This is a genomic window from Halosaccharopolyspora lacisalsi (assembly GCF_014137975.1).
Lineage (GTDB): Bacteria > Actinomycetota > Actinomycetes > Mycobacteriales > Pseudonocardiaceae > Halosaccharopolyspora > Halosaccharopolyspora lacisalsi.
In genome coordinates this window covers 92373-109331 of the sequence record NZ_JACGWZ010000003.1, presented here as the reverse complement: position 1 = coordinate 109331, position 16959 = coordinate 92373, and the positions used below count along the sequence as shown (strand labels likewise).

The 16959-nt window shown below is 67.5% G+C and carries 16 protein-coding genes; 8 read left to right on the top strand and 8 right to left on the bottom strand.

What is annotated here, in order from left to right:
- Positions 1-114: 114 nt before the first annotated feature.
- Positions 115-1041, bottom strand: a complete 927-nt coding sequence (locus FHX42_RS12005) for an NBR1-Ig-like domain-containing protein (RefSeq protein WP_328796070.1) — start codon at positions 1039-1041, stop codon at positions 115-117.
- A 375-nt stretch (positions 1042-1416) separates the two neighbouring features.
- Between FHX42_RS12005 and FHX42_RS12000 the strand changes: the two genes are divergently transcribed.
- Positions 1417-1797, top strand: coding sequence for a hypothetical protein (locus FHX42_RS12000; RefSeq protein WP_182544362.1), 381 nt, complete (start codon positions 1417-1419; stop codon positions 1795-1797).
- Positions 1798-1856: 59 nt separating this feature from the next.
- On the opposite strand, the gene FHX42_RS11995 is transcribed toward FHX42_RS12000, so the two are convergent.
- Complete coding sequence (locus FHX42_RS11995) at positions 1857-2969, bottom strand: SagB/ThcOx family dehydrogenase (protein WP_182544361.1); 1113 nt, start codon at positions 2967-2969, stop codon at positions 1857-1859.
- A 393-nt stretch (positions 2970-3362) separates the two neighbouring features.
- On the opposite strand from FHX42_RS11995, the gene FHX42_RS11990 reads away from it, so the two are divergent.
- Entirely contained in the window at positions 3363-4061 is a 699-nt protein-coding gene (locus FHX42_RS11990; RefSeq protein ID WP_182544360.1) for a GNAT family N-acetyltransferase, read from the top strand.
- Positions 4062-4114: 53 nt separating this feature from the next.
- Here the strand turns inward: FHX42_RS11990 and FHX42_RS11985 are convergent, their stop codons facing one another.
- From FHX42_RS11985 to FHX42_RS11970, 4 genes are all read right to left on the bottom strand, one after another.
- Positions 4115-5752, bottom strand: a complete 1638-nt coding sequence (locus FHX42_RS11985) for an L-lactate permease (RefSeq protein ID WP_235987273.1) — start codon at positions 5750-5752, stop codon at positions 4115-4117.
- An 82-nt stretch (positions 5753-5834) separates the two neighbouring features.
- On the bottom strand, positions 5835-7163 hold the full coding sequence (locus FHX42_RS11980) for a (Fe-S)-binding protein (RefSeq protein ID WP_182544359.1): 1329 nt from the start codon (positions 7161-7163) through the stop codon (positions 5835-5837).
- A complete protein-coding gene (locus tag FHX42_RS11975) occupies positions 7160-8443 on the bottom strand; it encodes an FAD-binding oxidoreductase (RefSeq protein ID WP_182544358.1) in 1284 nt (427 codons plus the stop codon). Before FHX42_RS11975 ends, FHX42_RS11980 begins: the two co-directional genes overlap by 4 nt.
- Positions 8443-9948: an FAD-linked oxidase C-terminal domain-containing protein gene (locus tag FHX42_RS11970; protein ID WP_182544357.1), complete on the bottom strand. Its 1506-nt coding sequence runs from the start codon at positions 9946-9948 to the stop codon at positions 8443-8445. The genes FHX42_RS11975 and FHX42_RS11970 overlap by 1 nt, the downstream gene beginning before the upstream one ends.
- A 268-nt stretch (positions 9949-10216) precedes the next feature.
- Here FHX42_RS11970 and FHX42_RS11965 point away from each other — a divergent pair, with 268 nt between their 5' ends.
- From FHX42_RS11965 to FHX42_RS11940, 6 genes are all read left to right on the top strand, one after another.
- Positions 10217-10720, top strand: coding sequence for a YbaB/EbfC family nucleoid-associated protein (locus FHX42_RS11965; protein WP_328796069.1), 504 nt, complete (start codon positions 10217-10219; stop codon positions 10718-10720).
- 4 nt (positions 10721-10724) lie between these two features.
- Positions 10725-12416: a WXG100 family type VII secretion target gene (locus FHX42_RS11960; protein WP_182544356.1), complete on the top strand. Its 1692-nt coding sequence runs from the start codon at positions 10725-10727 to the stop codon at positions 12414-12416.
- A 14-nt stretch (positions 12417-12430) separates the two neighbouring features.
- Positions 12431-13213: a hypothetical protein gene (locus FHX42_RS11955; RefSeq protein WP_182544355.1), complete on the top strand. Its 783-nt coding sequence runs from the start codon at positions 12431-12433 to the stop codon at positions 13211-13213.
- A 48-nt stretch (positions 13214-13261) separates the two neighbouring features.
- Positions 13262-13978 carry a hypothetical protein gene (locus FHX42_RS11950; protein WP_182544354.1) on the top strand — a complete coding sequence of 239 codons (717 nt, stop codon included), beginning with the start codon at positions 13262-13264 and terminating at the stop codon, positions 13976-13978.
- Positions 13975-14307 (top strand): hypothetical protein, encoded by a 333-nt coding sequence (locus FHX42_RS11945; RefSeq protein ID WP_182544353.1) that lies wholly within the window; start codon positions 13975-13977, stop codon positions 14305-14307. Before FHX42_RS11950 ends, FHX42_RS11945 begins: the two co-directional genes overlap by 4 nt.
- A 135-nt stretch (positions 14308-14442) precedes the next feature.
- On the top strand, positions 14443-14796 hold the full coding sequence (locus tag FHX42_RS11940) for a hypothetical protein (RefSeq protein WP_182544352.1): 354 nt from the start codon (positions 14443-14445) through the stop codon (positions 14794-14796).
- Between the two features lie 10 nt (positions 14797-14806).
- Here FHX42_RS11940 and FHX42_RS11935 read toward each other — a convergent pair whose 3' ends face one another.
- Positions 14807-15706, bottom strand: a complete 900-nt coding sequence (locus FHX42_RS11935) for an oxygenase MpaB family protein (protein ID WP_182544351.1) — start codon at positions 15704-15706, stop codon at positions 14807-14809.
- A 5-nt stretch (positions 15707-15711) separates the two neighbouring features.
- Complete coding sequence (locus FHX42_RS11930) at positions 15712-16881, bottom strand: alkaline phosphatase family protein (RefSeq protein ID WP_328796068.1); 1170 nt, start codon at positions 16879-16881, stop codon at positions 15712-15714.
- Positions 16882-16959 lie beyond the last annotated feature (78 nt).

Here is a 16959-nt window from a genome sequence, read left to right as displayed (position 1 = left end):
ACGTGCCTCCTCGTTGCGGCAGGTACTCCACTTAGAGTGTGACACCAGAACTGTCATAGTCAATGACCGGTGGCGACGAGACTTCCCCAGCGAGACGGGGACGGCAACCGGGCCCTACTGAGGCGCGTCGACGATGATCTCGAAGTACACGGGCTTCTGGTTCGGCAGCAGGAACTCTCCCCGGGAGTTGGTCATCTTCCAGTAGCTCTTGCAGTAAGCGGGCCGCGGGCTCGCTGTGACCTCCACGGAGATGGTGACGACCCTCCCCGGCTCGGTGTCCGGGACGCGCACCCTCTTCGGCGCGGAGCAGGGAGTCGAGTTGATCCGGGTCAACCACCGGCCCTCCCATCTCCTCGTCCCGAGATTGCGCAGTATCCAGCTCTTGGTGAAGCGCTCTCCGGTGGCCACGTGCGTGCCGTCCTCGTACGTCTCGTCGACGAGAGTGGAGCTGAGGTCCGGGTCATCGGATGAAGGGGCCGGCCCGGAGGGGGGAACCAGCCGGCTCATACCGAGCACCGCCAGCCCGAGGACCAGCGCCCCCGCGGTCGTGGTCGCTATGACGCGCGGCCGCGCGAACCAACCGGACCCGGCCGGGACGTACCCGCCCGGAGCGGTTTCGGGCGCGACCGGTGCCGGACCGGTTTCGGAGGGCGCGGGAGCCGGAGCCACTTCGGACGCGACCGGCTCGGGACCGACCCTGGCGGCGTCCCGCGCCGCCGTCCACCGATCCCGCCACAGCCGCTCGGCGGTGGCGGGATCGGTGCCGAGTCGCTCCACGTCGAGAACCCGCACGAACTCCCACGTCGTCTCCCAGCTCGGCAGCGTGGTGCCCCGGGTCGCCGCGGCCAGCGACGATCGGGACGCGGCCGCGCCCAGCTTGGTGCACATCGTCGCGAAGGACGGATCACCGGCCCGGCGCTTGAGCGACCACAGCTCGTGGGCCAGCGCCGCGCACGGCCCCTCGTCCGGGGCGGGCGGTCGTGCCTTCCTACCTGGTTTCGCCGGATCCTCACCCGCGAGACCGTCGAACTGATCCTCCACGGTTCTCCCCTCGTCTGGTGATCGACACTAGCGGCGAGCGCGTGCCGGGACAGGGGTTTCCATGACGAGAACCCGTTCGGGGGAACGGGAACCAAGCTCCGATCCACACACCCGGCACCCGCGCACGGACGTTTCGGCGAATATCCGCCGGACAATCGACATCGCTGGTCACAGCGCTGGACAAAAGAGCTTTGTCCGTCCGGTGTCCGGCGGACGACCAACGGACGCGCAACGCCTTCCCGGCCGCCGAATCCCTGCCTAACGTTTGTTCCGCACCGCCGGAACGGATTTCCACCGTGAGGGATTTCAGAACAAACGCACGGCGGTTCGTCCCGGAGGAGGAACCGGGACGACGAGAGGACGAGGAGAGATCCGATGTCGAACCGAGGTATCGTCGCAACGGCCAAGGCAGCGTCCGTCGCGATGGGGGTCGTGATGGCCGTGGGGATCGGCGCCCCGGCGGCCTTCGCCGGTACGAACGACTGCGCGAGCGTCGACGGCGCCGCCAAGGCCTGCTTCAAGCACAAGGGCGACAAATTCACGCTCGAGGACACCGCGGGCGACAGTCACGCCGTCTTCCTCAAGTACGAGGTGGAGCAGGGCCCCAGTGGTCGGCACGACTTCACCGGAGGTTCCGGCCGCGACATCACCTACGACCACAACTTCAAGGAGGGTCAGACGGTGCGGTACCAGGTCTGCGTCAACGTGCAGTGGGCGCCCGACTCGTGCTCGGTCTGGCACGACGCCATCGCGTGAGCGAGCAGTCGGGTGAACCGATGCACGACGACGCCCCGGCTTCGGCCGGGGCGTCGCGCTCAGCCGTTCAAGGTGGTGCGCCGGAAGGTGTCCAGTTCGGCTGGCGGCGGAGCGTCCTGCGGCTCGGGATGGGGATAACCCGCCGCCAGCACGTACAACGGGATTCGCCCCACGTTGTCCAGGCCCAGCCGATCGGCCACGGGCGTGTCGTGGAAGGCGCCGGTCTGGGCCGGACCGAGTCCCAGCGCGGTGGCGGTGAGGGCGAACGTCTGGCCGAGGTGCCCGGCGTTGATCAGCACCACCCGATAGCAGCGCGGGGTCGGGTACTTGCTGAGCATCCGGTCGACCACGGCCGAGAGCACGACCAGGAACGCGGCACCACCCGCCCAGTCCTGGTCCGCGCACAGGTGCGCGCCCTCCTCCGAGGTGAACCCCTCGGACAGCAGCTCCAGCGAGTGTTCGCGGAGGTTGTAGTGGTACGTCCCGGGCTCGACACCGGCCACGTTGCGGATCGCCAGGTAGGCGTCGAGCTCCTGGCGGGCACCACCGGCGGGGCTGGTGCGCCGGAACAGGGCGCAGCGGCCGCAGTCGACGAAGTCCGTGGGGCCGAACGTGGTGGACAGCAGAGTGGCCAGGGTGGACAGCGGTACCGGGTCCTCGGTGAAGTCGCGGTGCGTGCGGCGCCCGTGGAGCACCTGGTCGTAAGGAGCGCGCAGGTCCGTGGACAGCGGGCGGGGCAGAAATATCCGATCGGCCTCGGAATACTCGGTGAACAACTCGAACAGGGCCGGCGACTCCTGTTCCGTTTCCTGTGCTTGAGCTTCCTCGTCCGGATAGGGGACGTCCTGGGTGGCGTAGTGGAAGAAGGACGCCTCGGGATCCCACGGACCCCACTGGCGCGCGAAACGATCGTCCCTCGAGGCTTGTTCCGTGTCCTCGGCCAGCAGCAGACCTGCTTCGCGCAGTGCCTCCACCGCCTCGTCGACGGTCTCCGCCGTGAGGTGCTCGAGAGCCTTGTTGACCTCGGCGGGGTCGGTCCAGTCTCCGAAGGCGGACAGGACCTCCGTCGCCGCCGGGTGCAACGCCGTGGGGGCGCCGTGCGGGTAGGCGTGGGCGATGAAGGAGCCCGCGTGCCAGTAGCAGACGAGGCCACGGGAACGGCGAAGTCGCATCCGTACTCCAAGCGCGATACGTTCGTCAACGATTCTGTACTCACCTGCCCGGGGGCTCGCCTCCCGAGGGAACCGAGCCCCCTGCGAGGGGGATCAGCTGTGCTGCCAGACCCAGAAGAAGCGGCTTGCCTTCCTGTCCTGCCGGACGACTGGCCGGGCCTGGATTGCGAAGGTACGCATGATTGTCACCTCCTTTCACGAGTCGCGAATCGGACGCTGCTGATTGAGCCAGCAGAACTCCGCTCGATCAATGGATCCGACACCGGATCACTCTTTTGCGGACGCAGCCAACCCGCAATGCGCACATGACTACTTTCCGTATGCGCCACGTTCAAATGAAACCCCCGAAGAACTCTTCAGCGCGAACTTCGAACCCGGTAAAATCCACGATCCATGAAGAGGTTTCATTTCGATTCACAAAACGAGGAATATTCACTTTCGTGCTGGCCGCTGCGGAAACTCACCCTGGTCACGACCCGCCTGGAACTCCGCCTCCCGACGGAGGGCGAACTACACGAGCTCGCCGCGCTGGCCTCCACCGAGGATTACGACCCCGCGGTTCCCCCGCTGGCCGGGCGGCACGACACACCGGCGGAGCGGGGCAGGCGAACGCTCCAGCACCACTGGCACTCCTGGGGGACCTGGACGCCGGAGCGCTGGTCCCTGGACCTGGCGATGTTCGAGCAGGGGCGTCCCGTGGGGATCCAGAACGTCCGAGCCGCCGACTTCGCACGACACGGGGCGATAGAAACGAGGATGTGGACGCACCACAGCCGGCGGGGCACGGGACTGTGCACCCTGGCGCACACGATGGTGCTGCATTTCGCGTTCGAGGGGCTGCGGACGACGCAGGCGCTGGCCGAGACCCGGAAGGACAACACACCCGCGCAGTTGGTGCTGCGAAAGTTCGGCTACCGCACGCACGGAGCCGATCACGCCGACGAGCAGGACCGGGCGGTGGTCTGGCAGGGGCTTCGGCTCACCACCGAGCAGTGGCACGCGAACCGGCCCACGACCAACGTGTCCATGCGGGGAGTGGACGAGTGCCTGCCCGTGTTCGGCCTCGCCCCCCAGCACCGTCCCAAAGGGTGAACGGACCGTTTTGGCACTCACACCGCCTCAACGGTCCGTTCACCACCGCGGAATCAGACCACCGTCCAGCTCAGCACCGGGGTGGACTGCAGGAAGACGAGCGCGCACATGAGCAGCAGGAAAAGCAGGCTCCACGGCAGTACCCGCCGGAAGATGTCACCCTCTCGCCCGGCCATTCCCACGGCACCGGCGGCGATGGCGAGATTCTGCGGGGAGACCATCTTGCCCAGCACGCCGCCCGAGCTGTTCGCCGCCGCCATGAGCACCGGATCCAGTCCGGCCTTGTTGGCGGCGGTCACCTGCAACGCTCCGAACAGCGAGTTCGACGAGGTGTCCGAACCGGTCACGGCCACGCCGAGCCACCCGAGGATCGGTGAGAGCAACGCGAACAGACCGCCGGTGGCCGCCAGCCAGTTGCCCAGCGTCGCGGTCTGCCCGGAGGCGTTCATGACGTAGGCGATCGCCAGTACCGACATGACCGTCACGATCGGCCAGGTCAGCTGCACGTAGGTCCCCAGGTACCGGGACAGCGCGGTCCGGGGCCGGATCCCGATCGCGAGAATCGACAGCAGTCCCGCGATCAGCAGCAGCGACCCGGCGCTGGCCAACCAGTCGAACTCGAACTCGACCAGCGACAACGCCTGCCCACCGGGTCCGCGGATGTCCAGTCCCGGCCAGTCGAACGCCACGGTCACCGAGTCCAGCGCAGCGGCGATCGGTTTGATCTGCGCCGCGACGAACACCGCGATGATGATGCCGTAGGGCGCGTAAGCACGCAGCACCGCGCCGCGATCGTCGCCTGCCGACATCGCCCCCGGCGCTGCCGCGGCGCTGTCCGCGTCGTCCGCGTCGTCCGCGTCGATACCGCGCGGTGTCCAGACCCGCAGCAGCAGCACCGTCGTCCCCGCGGCCAGCAAGGCGGCGATGATGTCGGTCAGCGGCACGGAGATGTAGTTCGAGGCGACGAACTGAGCGACCGCGAAGGTCGTTCCGCACATCAGCGTGGCCGGCAGCGTCTGACGGACACCGCGCATCCCGTCGATGATGCCCACGAGCACGATCGGCACGATCAGCGCCAGCACCGGCGTCTGCCTCCCGGTCATCGCACCGAGCTCGCTCAACGGCAGTCCGGTGACGCTGGCCAGCGTCACCATGGGCGAGGCCAGCGCACCGTAGGCCACGGGAGCGGTGTTGGCCACCAGCGAGACCACGGCGGCCGTGAGCGGGCGGAATCCCAGGGACAGCAGCATGACCGTGGTGATCGCCACCGGTGTACCGAATCCGGCCAGGGCTTCCAGCAACGCCCCGAAGCAGAACGCGATGATCACCGCCTGGATCCGGCGGTCCCGGCTGACCCGTGCGAACGAGCGTTGCAGCACGTCGAAGTCGCCGGTGGTCACGGTCATGTTGTAGATCCAGAGTGCGTTGATGACGATCCACAGAATCGGGAAGAACCCGAAGGCCGCGCCCAGCGTCGCCGACAACAACGCCTGCCCCGCCGGCATCGGATAAACGACCACGGCGACCAGCAATGCGACCGCCAACGCCAGCAGCGAAGCCTTCCACGCGGTCATTCGAACGATTCCCAGCAAAGCGAACAGCACCACCAGCGGCAGCGCCGAAGCCAGGGCACTCCACCCGAGAGAACCGAGTAACGGGTCCAGAACCTGTTGGTACAACAATCCCTCCATCGTGGAAGGTCTACGTCAGTGATAACCACCCGATCGTGGCGTGGTTTCGGCGGGCGAAAGTTCCCCCATGAAACGCGAGGATTCAGCGTTCTGACAAGGACTTCACACCCGTTCCGCGAATCGACGCGTCCAGCACCTCCACCGTGTGGGCCATCGGCATCGACTCGCCACGGCGCTCCAGCGCGGTGCGAATCTGCATCGAACACCCCGGATTCGCGGTGATCAGCAGGTCGGCGCCGGTGTCGGCGACGTTCTCGGCCTTGCGGTCTCCGAGCTGACCGGCCGCCTGCGGCTGCAACAGGTTGTAGACACCGGCCGAACCGCAGCAGATGTCACCACGGTTGATCTCGCTGAGTTCGAGCTCGGGGATCTCGCGCAGCAGGGCTCGGGGGGCCGACCGGATTCCCTGGCCGTGGCTGAGGTGGCAGGCGTCGTGATAAGCGATCCTGCCGGGCAGCGGATGACGTTCGGCGACGGTTCCGAGCTCGTCCAGCAGCTCGGAGACATCGCGCACCCGCTCCGAGAAGTGCTCGGCGCGCGCGGCGTAGTCGGGATCGTCGGCCAACAGTCGGGGATATTCCTTGAGGGTCGAACCGCAACCAGCGGAATTGATCACGACGTAGTCGACGTCGGCGGCGTGGAGCTTGTCCAGCAGCCCGCGAGCGAACTTCACGGCCTCGGCCTCCCGCCCGGAGTGCTCGCTGAGCGCACCGCAGCACCCCTGGGCGGGCGGGATCACCACGTCGCAGCCCTCGGAGGCCAGCACGCGTGCGGTCGCGGCGTTGACGTCCGGGAAGAAGGCGCTCTGCACGCACCCCGTCACCATGCCGACCACGGCCCGGCGCTGCCCACGTGCCTTCACGCGTTCGGGGAGCTTGGGCGCGCGCCGGACCGGTGGAGCCAACGATTCCATGGTCCGCATGTGCGGGGGCAACTTCGCGAGCAGCCCGGAGCGCTTCAGCAGCTCGGCCATTCCCGACCGCTGGTACAGCGCCAGCGGACCACGCAGGGCGCGGAGGCGGCGCGGGTACGGGAACAGCGCGAAGATCGTGCTCCGCAGCATCCGCTCCCAGAAGCCGCGCTGGTGCCTGCGCTCGACCTGCGCCCTGGTCTGAGTGATCAGGGATCCGTAGTCCACTCCCGACGGGCAGGCGGTCACGCAGGCCATGCAGCCCAGGCAGTTGTCGAAGTGCTCGACCATGCTCCCCGACAACGGCTCGCCGTCGAGACCGCTTTCCATCAGGTGGATCCGCCCGCGCGGGGAGTCCATCTCCTCGCCCCACAGCTCGTAGGTGGGGCAGGCCGGCAGGCAGAAACCACAGTGGACGCAGTCGTCGACGAGCTCGCGTTGCGGCGTGTGAAAGGCGTCGAAGGCGCCCTCGGATGCCGACTGGATGGGATTCTCGGTCAACGGATTCCTCCAACGAACCGACCCGGCGACAGGCGGTGCTCGGGGTCGAACTGGTCTTTCGTGCGGCGCATCAACGTCAGGACCCCCGCCGGGATCGGCCCCCACGGATCCACCGACGCCAGCACCGCGCGCGGGGCGCGCAGCACCACGCCGTAGCCGTGGTGCTCGGCGGCGGCGGCACGCAGCTCACCCACCAACTCGGCGACGGTGGCAGGCGGCACTTCTTCCGGGATGGCGGCGTGGACGAGGCCGAGCCCGACCGAACCGCGCGTCCGCAGTGTCACACCGCGGCGCTGCGCCGCCTGCTGCGCACCGGTGAGCAGCGCCGCGACGGCGGAGGGTTCGACCCCCAGTCGCAACCCCGTGTCCCCGTCGAACGGGTACTCGCCCCACCACTCGGGGGCGGTGTCCAGGACCTCACCGGTGACACCGACGGCCGATCCGAGCACCTCGGACAGCTCGAGCGCCCGCTGGTGGGTGGCACCGGGACGTCCCTCGATCTGCGCGCAGACCGTGATCGGCCCGGTCGTCCCGGCACGCTCCAGCTCCACGGCGGTGGGCATCGCCTGCGAACTCCGCACCACCCGGACGGCCTCCCCCGCGGCCGCGGGCTCGTCCAGGGTCACCGAGATCCACCGGTGCTGCTCGGCCACGGGATGCAGCCGGAAGATCGCTTCGGTGATCACGCCGAGCGTGCCGTGGGAACCGGTGTAGAGCTTGCCCAGGTCGTAGCCGGCCACGTTCTTGACGACCTTGCCGCCGGAGATGGTCACCACGCCGTCCGGACGCACCACGGTGATGCCGATGAGCAGGTCGCGCACCGCGCCGTACAGGTGGCGGCCGGGTCCGGTCGTGCCGGTGGCGATCACGCCGCCGACGGTGGCCGTGGGCAGGGGCTGGTCGATCGACAGTTGCTGCCCGGCGTCGGCGGCCACCCGCCGCACCTCGTCGAGGGGCGTGCCCGCCCGCGCGTGCAGGACCAGGTCCCCCGCCGCGTGTTCGAGGACACCGCCGGCCTGCGACAGGTCCAGCACCAGATCCACCGCCTCGGGCGGCGCACCCCAGTCGATCTTGCTGCCGGAACCGCGCGGGACCACGCGCAGGCCGTGCTCGGCCGCCGCGCTCATGGCGGAGGCCGCCTGCTCGGTGGTCGCCACGGAGGCCACCCAGCGGGGGCGCACTCCGCCGACGGTGTCGCCCTCCTCAGCGTCACGGACTCGCTCGGAGCCGATCGCTCCGGTCAGCGCGCCCCTGACCGCGTCCCCGGTACTCGTCGTCATCAGAACTGATCCGCCAATCCCGCCTCGGTGAGTGGGTGCACGCCGCGACGCTGCCCCGGGGCCTCCCCGCACAACCGGGGCGTGGGGAATACCTTGCCCGGGTTGCAGCGGTTGTCCGGATCGAAGGCGCAGCGCACCCGCTGCATGGTGTCCAGGTCCTGCTCGGTGAACATCCGGCCCATGTACTTGACCTTGTCGGCGCCGACCCCGTGCTCCCCCGTGATCGAGCCGCCGTGGGCCAGGCACACGTCCAGGATCGAACCGGAGACCTCCTCGGCGCGCTCGACCGCACCCGGTTCGGAACCGTCGAACAGCACCAGCGGGTGCAGGTTGCCGTCACCGGCGTGGAAGACGTTGGCGACCCGAACGCCGGATTCCGCCGACAGCGCGCTGATCCTGGTCAGCACCTCGGGCAACGCGGTCCGGGGAATCACGCCGTCCTGCACGATGTAGTCGGGACTGATGCGTCCCACGGCGGCGAAGGCCGACTTGCGGCCCTTCCAGATCATGGCGCGTTCGGCGTCGTCGGCGGCCACCCGGACCTCGAAAGCCCCGTGGTCGCGACAGTGCCGCTGCACCTCGGCGAAGGTGTGCTCGACCTCGGGAGCGGGACCGTCCAGTTCGACGACCAGCACGGCTCCCGCTCCCTCGGGATAGCCGCACCGGACCGCCTGCTCGGCGGCCTCGATGGACAGGGCGTCCATCATCTCGATCGCGGCGGGGGTGATGCCCTCGGCGATGATCTTGGACACGGCGCCCCCGGCCTCGTCGGTGGAGGGGAAACCGGCCAGCAGCGTCTGCACCGACTCCGGCGCGCGCAGCAGCCGGACGACGATCTTGGTCACCACGCCCAACGTGCCCTCGCTGCCGACGAAGGCACCCATCAGGTCGTAGCCCGGCACGTCACGGGCGCGACCACCGAGTTCGACCGTATCGCCGTCGGGCGTGACCACCTCCAGGGCCAGCACGTGGTTACTGGTGAACCCGTACTTCAGGCAGTGCGCACCGCCGGAGTTCTCGGCGACGTTGCCGCCGACCGAGCACACCTGCTGGCTGGAGGGATCCGGGGCGAAGTAGTAGCCGTGGGGCGCTGCCGCCTTGGTGACGTCGAGGTTGATCACGCCGGGTTCGACGACGGCTCGCTCGTTGGCCACGTCGACCTCCAGGATGCGTCGCATCCTGGAGGTGACGATCAGGACTCCGTCGGACCGCGGGAGCGCCCCGGCGGACAGGCCGGTGCCGGATCCCCGCGCCACGAAGGCGATCCCGTACTCCGCGCAGGCCGCGACGATCTCGCCGACCTGGTCGGCGTTCTCGGGAAGCACGACCACGGCGGGCACCACCCGGTAGCTGGCCAGGCCGTCGCACTCGTAGGTTCGCAACCGCTGCGGGTCGGTGATCACCGACTCCGGCGCGAGCGCCTCCCGGAACCGCCCGATCAGTCCCTCCAGATCGGTGGGCGCGGTCTCCGCCTCGGTCTGGTTGGCGGTGCTGGCCGGCTGCATGATCAGCCTCCCTCGCCGTAGGAGTCGGTTCCACTATGCGAAATAACTCGTCTCGATGTAACGCAGACCATAGGTTAGATACGCCATAGATACAAGAGGGCTTCGCTTCTCCGTGCCGCTCGGCCGACTCCCTGCGAAAACGGACATGTTCGCCACGACGCTCGCGAATGCGAACGCCTCTGTCGCGTTTCCCCGAACAGCCCCACCGAGTGCCCCTCCTTCGCTATGGTGAGCTCGATCGCGATGATCAGCTTTGCGGGAGGGGACAGTGCCGGATCCGAACGAGCGCATCCAACAGATGATGCAGCGATTCGAGCAGCAGGCGGCCGAGGCCGCGCAGGTCAAGGACAAGATGAGCGAGCTCAGGGGCGAGGCTCGCAGCCAGGACGGCGCGGTCGCGGTCACCGTCGCCCCCTCCGGCGCCGTCCTCGACCTCCAGCTGAGCGCGGGCGCGATGCGCCAGTCCCACGGCGCGTTGCAGCAGTCGATCATCGGCACCATCCGCGAGGCCACGCAGCGGGCGGCTCAGCAGATGGACGAGACGGTGCAGCCGATCCTCGGGGACCGCGCCGAGCAGTTCAAGGAGGCCTTCAGGGCCCACGGCGCCGAACCGGTCATGCCCGACAGTTCCGAAGGGTCCGAGTCGGGCTCGGCGGGTTCCCAGTCGCAGAGCGGACCGGATTCCGGTGACACGGCCCGGCCGAACAGCAGGCGTCCGTCGTGGGAGGACGAGGACGACGACTTCGGCAACAACGACTCTTACCTGAGGTAACGACATGACCGCGAGAATCGGAGTGGCTACCCAGGCGCTGCACGCCCACAGCAAGGGGTCCCGGGAGGCCTCCGACCACCTCGCCCAGCTCGCCGACCTGCTGGAGCAGGCCCGCGTCAGCGACGACTGCTTCGGGCCGATCGGGGAGCTGATGGCCTACAGCTACTTCAACTCGCTGGAGGAGTGCCAGGGCACGGCCAAGAAGGCCGGGCAGTTCATGGACCACATGGCCCGGAACGTCACCCGGTGCGCCGAGAACTACACGGGCACCGACCAGGAGCAGTCCGCCAACCTGAGCAAGATCGACGTCAGTGCCATGCGGGTGCCCGGTTCCGGGCCCGGCACGCTCGGCGACGTCAACGGCGCGGGTGGTCCTCCCGGCGGCTTCTGGGAGCAAACGGCCGGATACGGCAGTTCCTGGGCCTCGACCAGCCAAGGTCTGTCCAAGGCGAGCAGCCCACCCGACATCGCCATCGCGACCGTCAACGCTCGGATGGAGCAGCTCAACACGATCACCAGTCCCGGCCAGGCCTTCATCGACAACGGTCTCGGCTTCCTGGTCTCCCTCGCGATCAGTCCGCTGGTCGAGCTGGTCCTGGAGCCGGCCATCGGTGACCCCGAGCAGATGCGCAGCACCGGCAAGGGCTGGGAAGAGGTCGCTCAGTGGGTCGAGAAGATGGGCGAGCACGAGACCGACCGGGCCGAGGCCACGGCACCCGTCTGGGAAGGTCGGGCCGGTGACGCCTTCCGCGCCCAGATGCACGAGTTCACCGGTGGCGCCACGGCGCTGGCCAACGACGTTCGCGGCCTGAAGGAGGCGCTCGACACCGCCGCCGACGTCTTCGACGCGTTCGTCGAGATGTGCGTCGACATCATCCAGGAATTCGTGATGGGCCTGATCATCGAGTGGCTGGCCGCCCTCGCCGCCTCCTGGATCACCGCCGGGGCCTCCGTCGGCGCGGCCTCCGGCCTGACCGCCGCCCAGACGGCGATCACCAGCACTCGCCTGGGCACCAAGGTCGCCAACCTGCTGCACAAGCTCAAGCCGCTCATCACCAAGCTCGAGGACCTCCTCCAGGCCATGCGCAAGGGGCCGCTGAGCAAGGTCTGCGACAAGATGAACGAGCTCCGCAACGGCAACGTGGCCCAGCAGTGGGTCGCTCGCCAGGTCGACGCCAACCCACTGGTCAAAATGGCCACGCGTGGCGAAAACGTCAACCTCCGCAAGGCGGAGAGAGTCTACGAGGAAACCCGGCAAGCCGCCGAGCGCGGAGAAAAGACCGCCGACGACGTCGCTACGGCCCAGCGACATGTCGACGCCGCCAGGGACGCGAACAAGTACGAATCGACCACGGCGAATCGCTACGCCGAGCAGTCGGTCACCGACAGCGAGGGCACGGTTCGAGCGGAGCGGGACAGTAACGGCAATTTGAAGGCCTCGTGGAGCGGGGAGATCAAACCGGAGCACGAGAAGGCCACGGGAGAGAAAGCCACGGCGACGAACGCGGTTCAGGCCGGCCTCAACGCAGTCGGTTTGAACGGCGAGCACCGGTGGCAGGATGCGGTCATAAACCAGAGCACTCAAGCTGTTGTCAACGAGGGCGGCGAGCAGCTCATCAAGCAGAGCTACGACGAATCCACGGAGGCCTCCGACCAGGATCAGCAGGCCGCCCAGGAACGCGGATTCAGCATCTGAGACGGAGGTTCACTATGACGGTTTCCCAGCCACTCGGAAAGTCCCTCGCTGCTCGAACCAGCTGGTGCCGGACCGGCGAGCCGATCGTCTGGACCTTCCCGCAAACGTCCCTTCGTTACGATGTCGAGGGACTCGATCTCTCGGGAAAACCGTTGCCCGGCTGGGGGAAACGAGCCGGTAAAAACGTCAAGAGGGCGGCTTCCGCGGTCGGTGGAACAGCACTGGACGTGGGGTTGACAGCCGTGTTCGGCGGAGGAGGCGAGCCAGGAAGAAATGTCGGCGGAAACCCCAAGAGCGACCTCCCCGACGTCGTCGTTTTCGGTGGTCACCCGAATTCCAAAGCGGCGCGCCTGCTTTCTCTCGGAGAAGCGGCGAGACTCCTCGGATCGACCGAAGTGACGTTGGACCACATTCGGTCCGATTGGATACTGACATCACACCGGCTGAGCCTCGTGGTTTCCGACGAAGCACAGGAAGAGGAAGCAGCGGACGCGCAACAGGCCTCAGGATCGCCGTTCAAGCTACTCAAACAGGCCAGGTCGTTCACCGAAAAACATCCGGAAAAGTTCGGACCGAACCCTCCCGGCACCCCACTGCGAAGCGATGGGCTGCGAAGTTTTTTCGATATCGACCGAAACGAAATCAAAGCATTCGACACCCCACAGCGAGAGCTGAGCCAAGACTTCCGAGGAGGAATCTGCTTCAGGGTCGTCCTGGACGACGACTCGGGTTTCGATTTCTGCGAGAAGTACGGCGAACCCCTTCGCATGATGGAAATGACGATGGGGCGAGCATGAGGACACACCGACGAGGGATCCATGACTGACCACACTCCAAAAGAGGCGATGGCGCTTCGCCAAAAGTGGGAAAATCATCTGACCGAGCAGTGGACAACGTCCGGAGAAGCGCTGCTCTGGGTGCACATCGGCCAGCAGGCGTACGCGGCCTCCGTCATCAACGGTCAGCCGCACGTACCGCACGCCCCGCTGGGCGAAGTTCCACAAACCACTCTCGAAGCCCCCTTCTGGCCACTGCCCTCCGAAGCGGTGACCACGGGAAGGTTCATGGGCGACGAGTGGGCCGATGATCCCTCGATCGGTTGGTGGGCCACCGCCGCTCGTTCCGACCAGGACGCCGTTCGCTTCGCCGACCACCTGGCCGCCGGGTACGATCACACCCTCCTGGTGGCCAGTAGCACCCGGCTGGCCCTCGTCGTCGAATCCGGCATTCTCACTGAACCGGACACGGCGCCCGAGCCCGTGACAGAGGGCAAGGGGTGGTTCGGCAAGGCTCGACAGGCCGTCGCGCAGGCGCAGAGCGCGGCCGAGGGCCTGTCCAACAAGTTCAGCAACCACAACAGTGCCACCTCGTTCCACGAGATCGGTGTGCAACGGGTCCGGCAGATGCAAACACTCCACTTCGGCCGCAGCATCCCGCGGAAGCACTTTTTGCGCATCGATTTCATCGATGACTCCTACCTTCTCATACGGTCCGGATCCATGAACAACGAAGAAACCATCTTCAACGACGCGCTCGGGCGGAATCAGCAGGGGAAACCATGACCTACGAAGCGGAACGTCAGGCGCAGAAGCGAGCACGGGACCGCAACCGGGACCCCGCAAAGCTCTGGACCAGAATAATCGCCTTTCCCGCACTTGTCGGATGCTTTCTCGTGCTGCGCTTTCTCCAGCCAGCGGGGGCACTCTCATGGGCGGTCATCACCTTGGGCCTGCTGGCACTGTTTCCCGCCGGATTCACGCTCTCGGAATGGAGCGGCCAACGCGCACGATCTTCGCCTTGGGGAATCCTCAGAGGAACATGCATCATTGTGGGCATCACGTTCATGTTCTTGTATGCCCTCTTCACCGTCATCTACATCCTGGCCGACTGACCGTCGGGCTCGCTCCACAGGGCAGCCGAAGCCGAGGGCGCAGATCGAGTTCAGACCGCATCCTTCGAACAACCGAAGTGGGCGAGGTGACATGGCAATCCCTGGCACATGCCCAAACCACCAGCGAAGAAAGACATGGCCTACGAAGTGGAACACCAGGAGCAGGAGCAGGAGCAGGCACGAACCCGCGACCGGGATCCCGTCAAGCTCTCGATCACGGTACTCGCCTTTCCCGTACTACTCGGGGCCATGCTCGTGACGCGCTTTTCCGCGTGGGACATTTTCCACCCCGAGGGATTCCTCTCATGGGCAACGCTCATTCTGAGCATGTTGACAGCGCTTCTCCTCGGTTACACGCTCGCGGACCGGAACGACCCATCCGTACGACCACGGCGTTTGAGGATCGCCCGGGTAGTGTGCATCATCGTATGCGTCACGACCCTGCTGCTGTACCTACGTCTCCTCGCCATGTACTTCCTGGCGGGGTGACCGATCTGGTTCACCGCACCGGGCAGCCGGACCCGAGGGCGCCGATCGATTCCAGGTCGTAGCCCTTCGGGTAGCCGGGGTAGGTGCGGTTGATGCCCTTGCCGAGACGACTGCGCTGGCGCGCGGGCAGATAGCGCTCGACCGCACCGCGCAGTCGCAGCGCACCGCGCACGGCCGTGACCGTGGCCGCGGCGGGCTCGGGAAACCCGAAGGCGCGACGCATCGAGGGGTCCAGCCCGGCCACGAATCCGCGTCCGGCGAGTCCGCGCATCGGGCGCGGGAACCAACCGCGAAACATCTCCAGGCAGTCCGCTCCCACCTCGTGGTTGCTCTCGGCGTAGCGGACGTGGCGGTCCTCGTAGTCGCGTTTGAAGCGCTCGAAATCCTCGTAGGATCCGGGAATCTCGCGGATGCCCATCCTGCGCCCGACCTCACGGTAGTAGTAGTAACCGGCCAGCTTCTCGTGTCGGCTGAGGGGCCGCCATCCGTAGGAGTCGATCCAGTGGATCGGATCGTAGACGAACGTCGACAGCACGTAGCGCATGTCGTCGTTGGTGATGTCGTACTGTCCGTGCATCCGGTTGATCCTGCGCAATGACTGCTTGCCGCGCGAGGAGTCGTAGCCGTGCAGGGCCACTTCCTCCATGAGCACGGCCGTGTCGTCGTAGCGCCGCTGGGTGCGGGTGGCGAACTCGCCGGTGCGGGCGAGCAGACCGGAGATGCTGGGCACGCAGAACGTCCGGAACAGCGCGAGTTCCAGTGCCCTCTTGTAGTCCCAGGGAAACTCCAGGCCGGCCGAGATCCGGTAGACGAGCTGGTGGTCGCGCTCCGGGTCCAACGAACGGATCAGTCGCAGCCTGCGGAAACGCCCCGGCGGACCGGACACCGAACTCCCGTCTCGTGCGGACATCCCCGTCAGCCTCCGATCACCAGCAGCGGTACGAACTGCTCGTCGGCCGTGAGCGAACCGTGCTGGCCCAGCAGACGCGACTCCCCCGGCTCGACCTCGGTGCGCGCGACTCCCGCACCACTTCCCATCACGGCGAGGACATCGCCGATCCGCGGGAGCACGGCCTCGTCGACGACCGGACCGAACCAGCCCTCCTCGATGGCCCGTTCTCCCGAGACCACCACGCCGTCGGAACCGACTGTCTCCTGCCAGGCCGCACGCACGTCCTCGACCGCGCCGGGTTCGGCATAGACGTGGCGGGCGCGCACCTCGCCGCCGATCAGTCGGACACCGTCCCGCAGGGCCGGTTCGGTGTCGGCGTCGAGCAAGCTCCCGGGGTCGAGACCGACCATGCCGTGATCGGCCACGACGGCCAGCACGGCGTCATCGGCCAGCCGCTCGGCCATCGAGGCGACCAGCCGGTCCACCTGGGCGAGTTGCAGGCGCCACGGCAGCGACCCCGGCCCGTAGACGTGTCCCATCATGTCCAGCTGACCGTGGTAGCCGTAGCACAGCGTCCGCTCGGAGCTCTCCACGGCGGTGACGAGCTCCGTGCCGAGGTCTCCCATCGCCAGCACCCCGCGGAAGTCACCTCCCCGGAGGGCCGCCCTGGTCAGGCCGGTGTCCCGGAATTCGGGCGGGGTGGCCAGGCGGAAGTCGACCCCGGCGTCGACCGCCTGCTGCGCCACGGTCCGGCCGGGCTGGGCCCGCTCCGGCGGCCACGCTTCCAGCAGACTGCGTCGTTTGCCCGCGGCGTCGTCGACAGTGCCGTGAGTCGCCCAGCTCAGCGGGTGCAGCAATCCGCCCGAGGGTTCGGCGAACGAGTAACCGACGACGCCGTGCTCCCCGGAACGCCGGCCGGTACCCAGCGAGGTGATGCTCGTGGAGGTCGTGGTCGGGAATCCGACCGTGAGCGGTGCGCCGGTGGCCAGCCCCGCCAGGAACGGAGCGTCCGCGGCGTACTCGTGCAGCAGGTTCCAGCCGAGCCCGTCCACCAGCAGCACGGCGGCGTTGCGGCACTTCGGCAGGTCCAGCGTGTCGGCGAAGCCCGCCGTCCCCATCGCGGACAGCAGCGACGGCAGCACGTCGGCCAGTCCACGATCGACCCTGTCGGGGACGACGATCCAGTCCGTCACGTGCCACCTCCCACCGAAGACACCCGTGCCTGGTGCGACTGTAGCCCGCTCGCGCCGAATCGACCCGCCCCCGAACGG

Coding starts and splice junctions, on each gene's coding strand:
- FHX42_RS11960 (WP_182544356.1), top strand. CDS start 10,725: ATGACCGCGAGAATCGGAGTGGCTACCCAGGCGCTGCACGCCCACAGC.
- FHX42_RS11995 (WP_182544361.1), bottom strand. CDS start 2,969: ATGCGACTTCGCCGTTCCCGTGGCCTCGTCTGCTACTGGCACGCGGGC.
- FHX42_RS11975 (WP_182544358.1), bottom strand. CDS start 8,443: ATGACGACGAGTACCGGGGACGCGGTCAGGGGCGCGCTGACCGGAGCG.
- FHX42_RS11940 (WP_182544352.1), top strand. CDS start 14,443: ATGGCCTACGAAGTGGAACACCAGGAGCAGGAGCAGGAGCAGGCACGA.
- FHX42_RS11955 (WP_182544355.1), top strand. CDS start 12,431: ATGACGGTTTCCCAGCCACTCGGAAAGTCCCTCGCTGCTCGAACCAGC.
- FHX42_RS11935 (WP_182544351.1), bottom strand. CDS start 15,706: ATGTCCGCACGAGACGGGAGTTCGGTGTCCGGTCCGCCGGGGCGTTTC.
- FHX42_RS11970 (WP_182544357.1), bottom strand. CDS start 9,948: ATGCAGCCGGCCAGCACCGCCAACCAGACCGAGGCGGAGACCGCGCCC.
- FHX42_RS11985 (WP_235987273.1), bottom strand. CDS start 5,752: ATGGAGGGATTGTTGTACCAACAGGTTCTGGACCCGTTACTCGGTTCT.
- FHX42_RS11990 (WP_182544360.1), top strand. CDS start 3,363: ATGAAGAGGTTTCATTTCGATTCACAAAACGAGGAATATTCACTTTCG.
- FHX42_RS11945 (WP_182544353.1), top strand. CDS start 13,975: ATGACCTACGAAGCGGAACGTCAGGCGCAGAAGCGAGCACGGGACCGC.
- FHX42_RS12000 (WP_182544362.1), top strand. CDS start 1,417: ATGTCGAACCGAGGTATCGTCGCAACGGCCAAGGCAGCGTCCGTCGCG.
- FHX42_RS11950 (WP_182544354.1), top strand. CDS start 13,262: ATGGCGCTTCGCCAAAAGTGGGAAAATCATCTGACCGAGCAGTGGACA.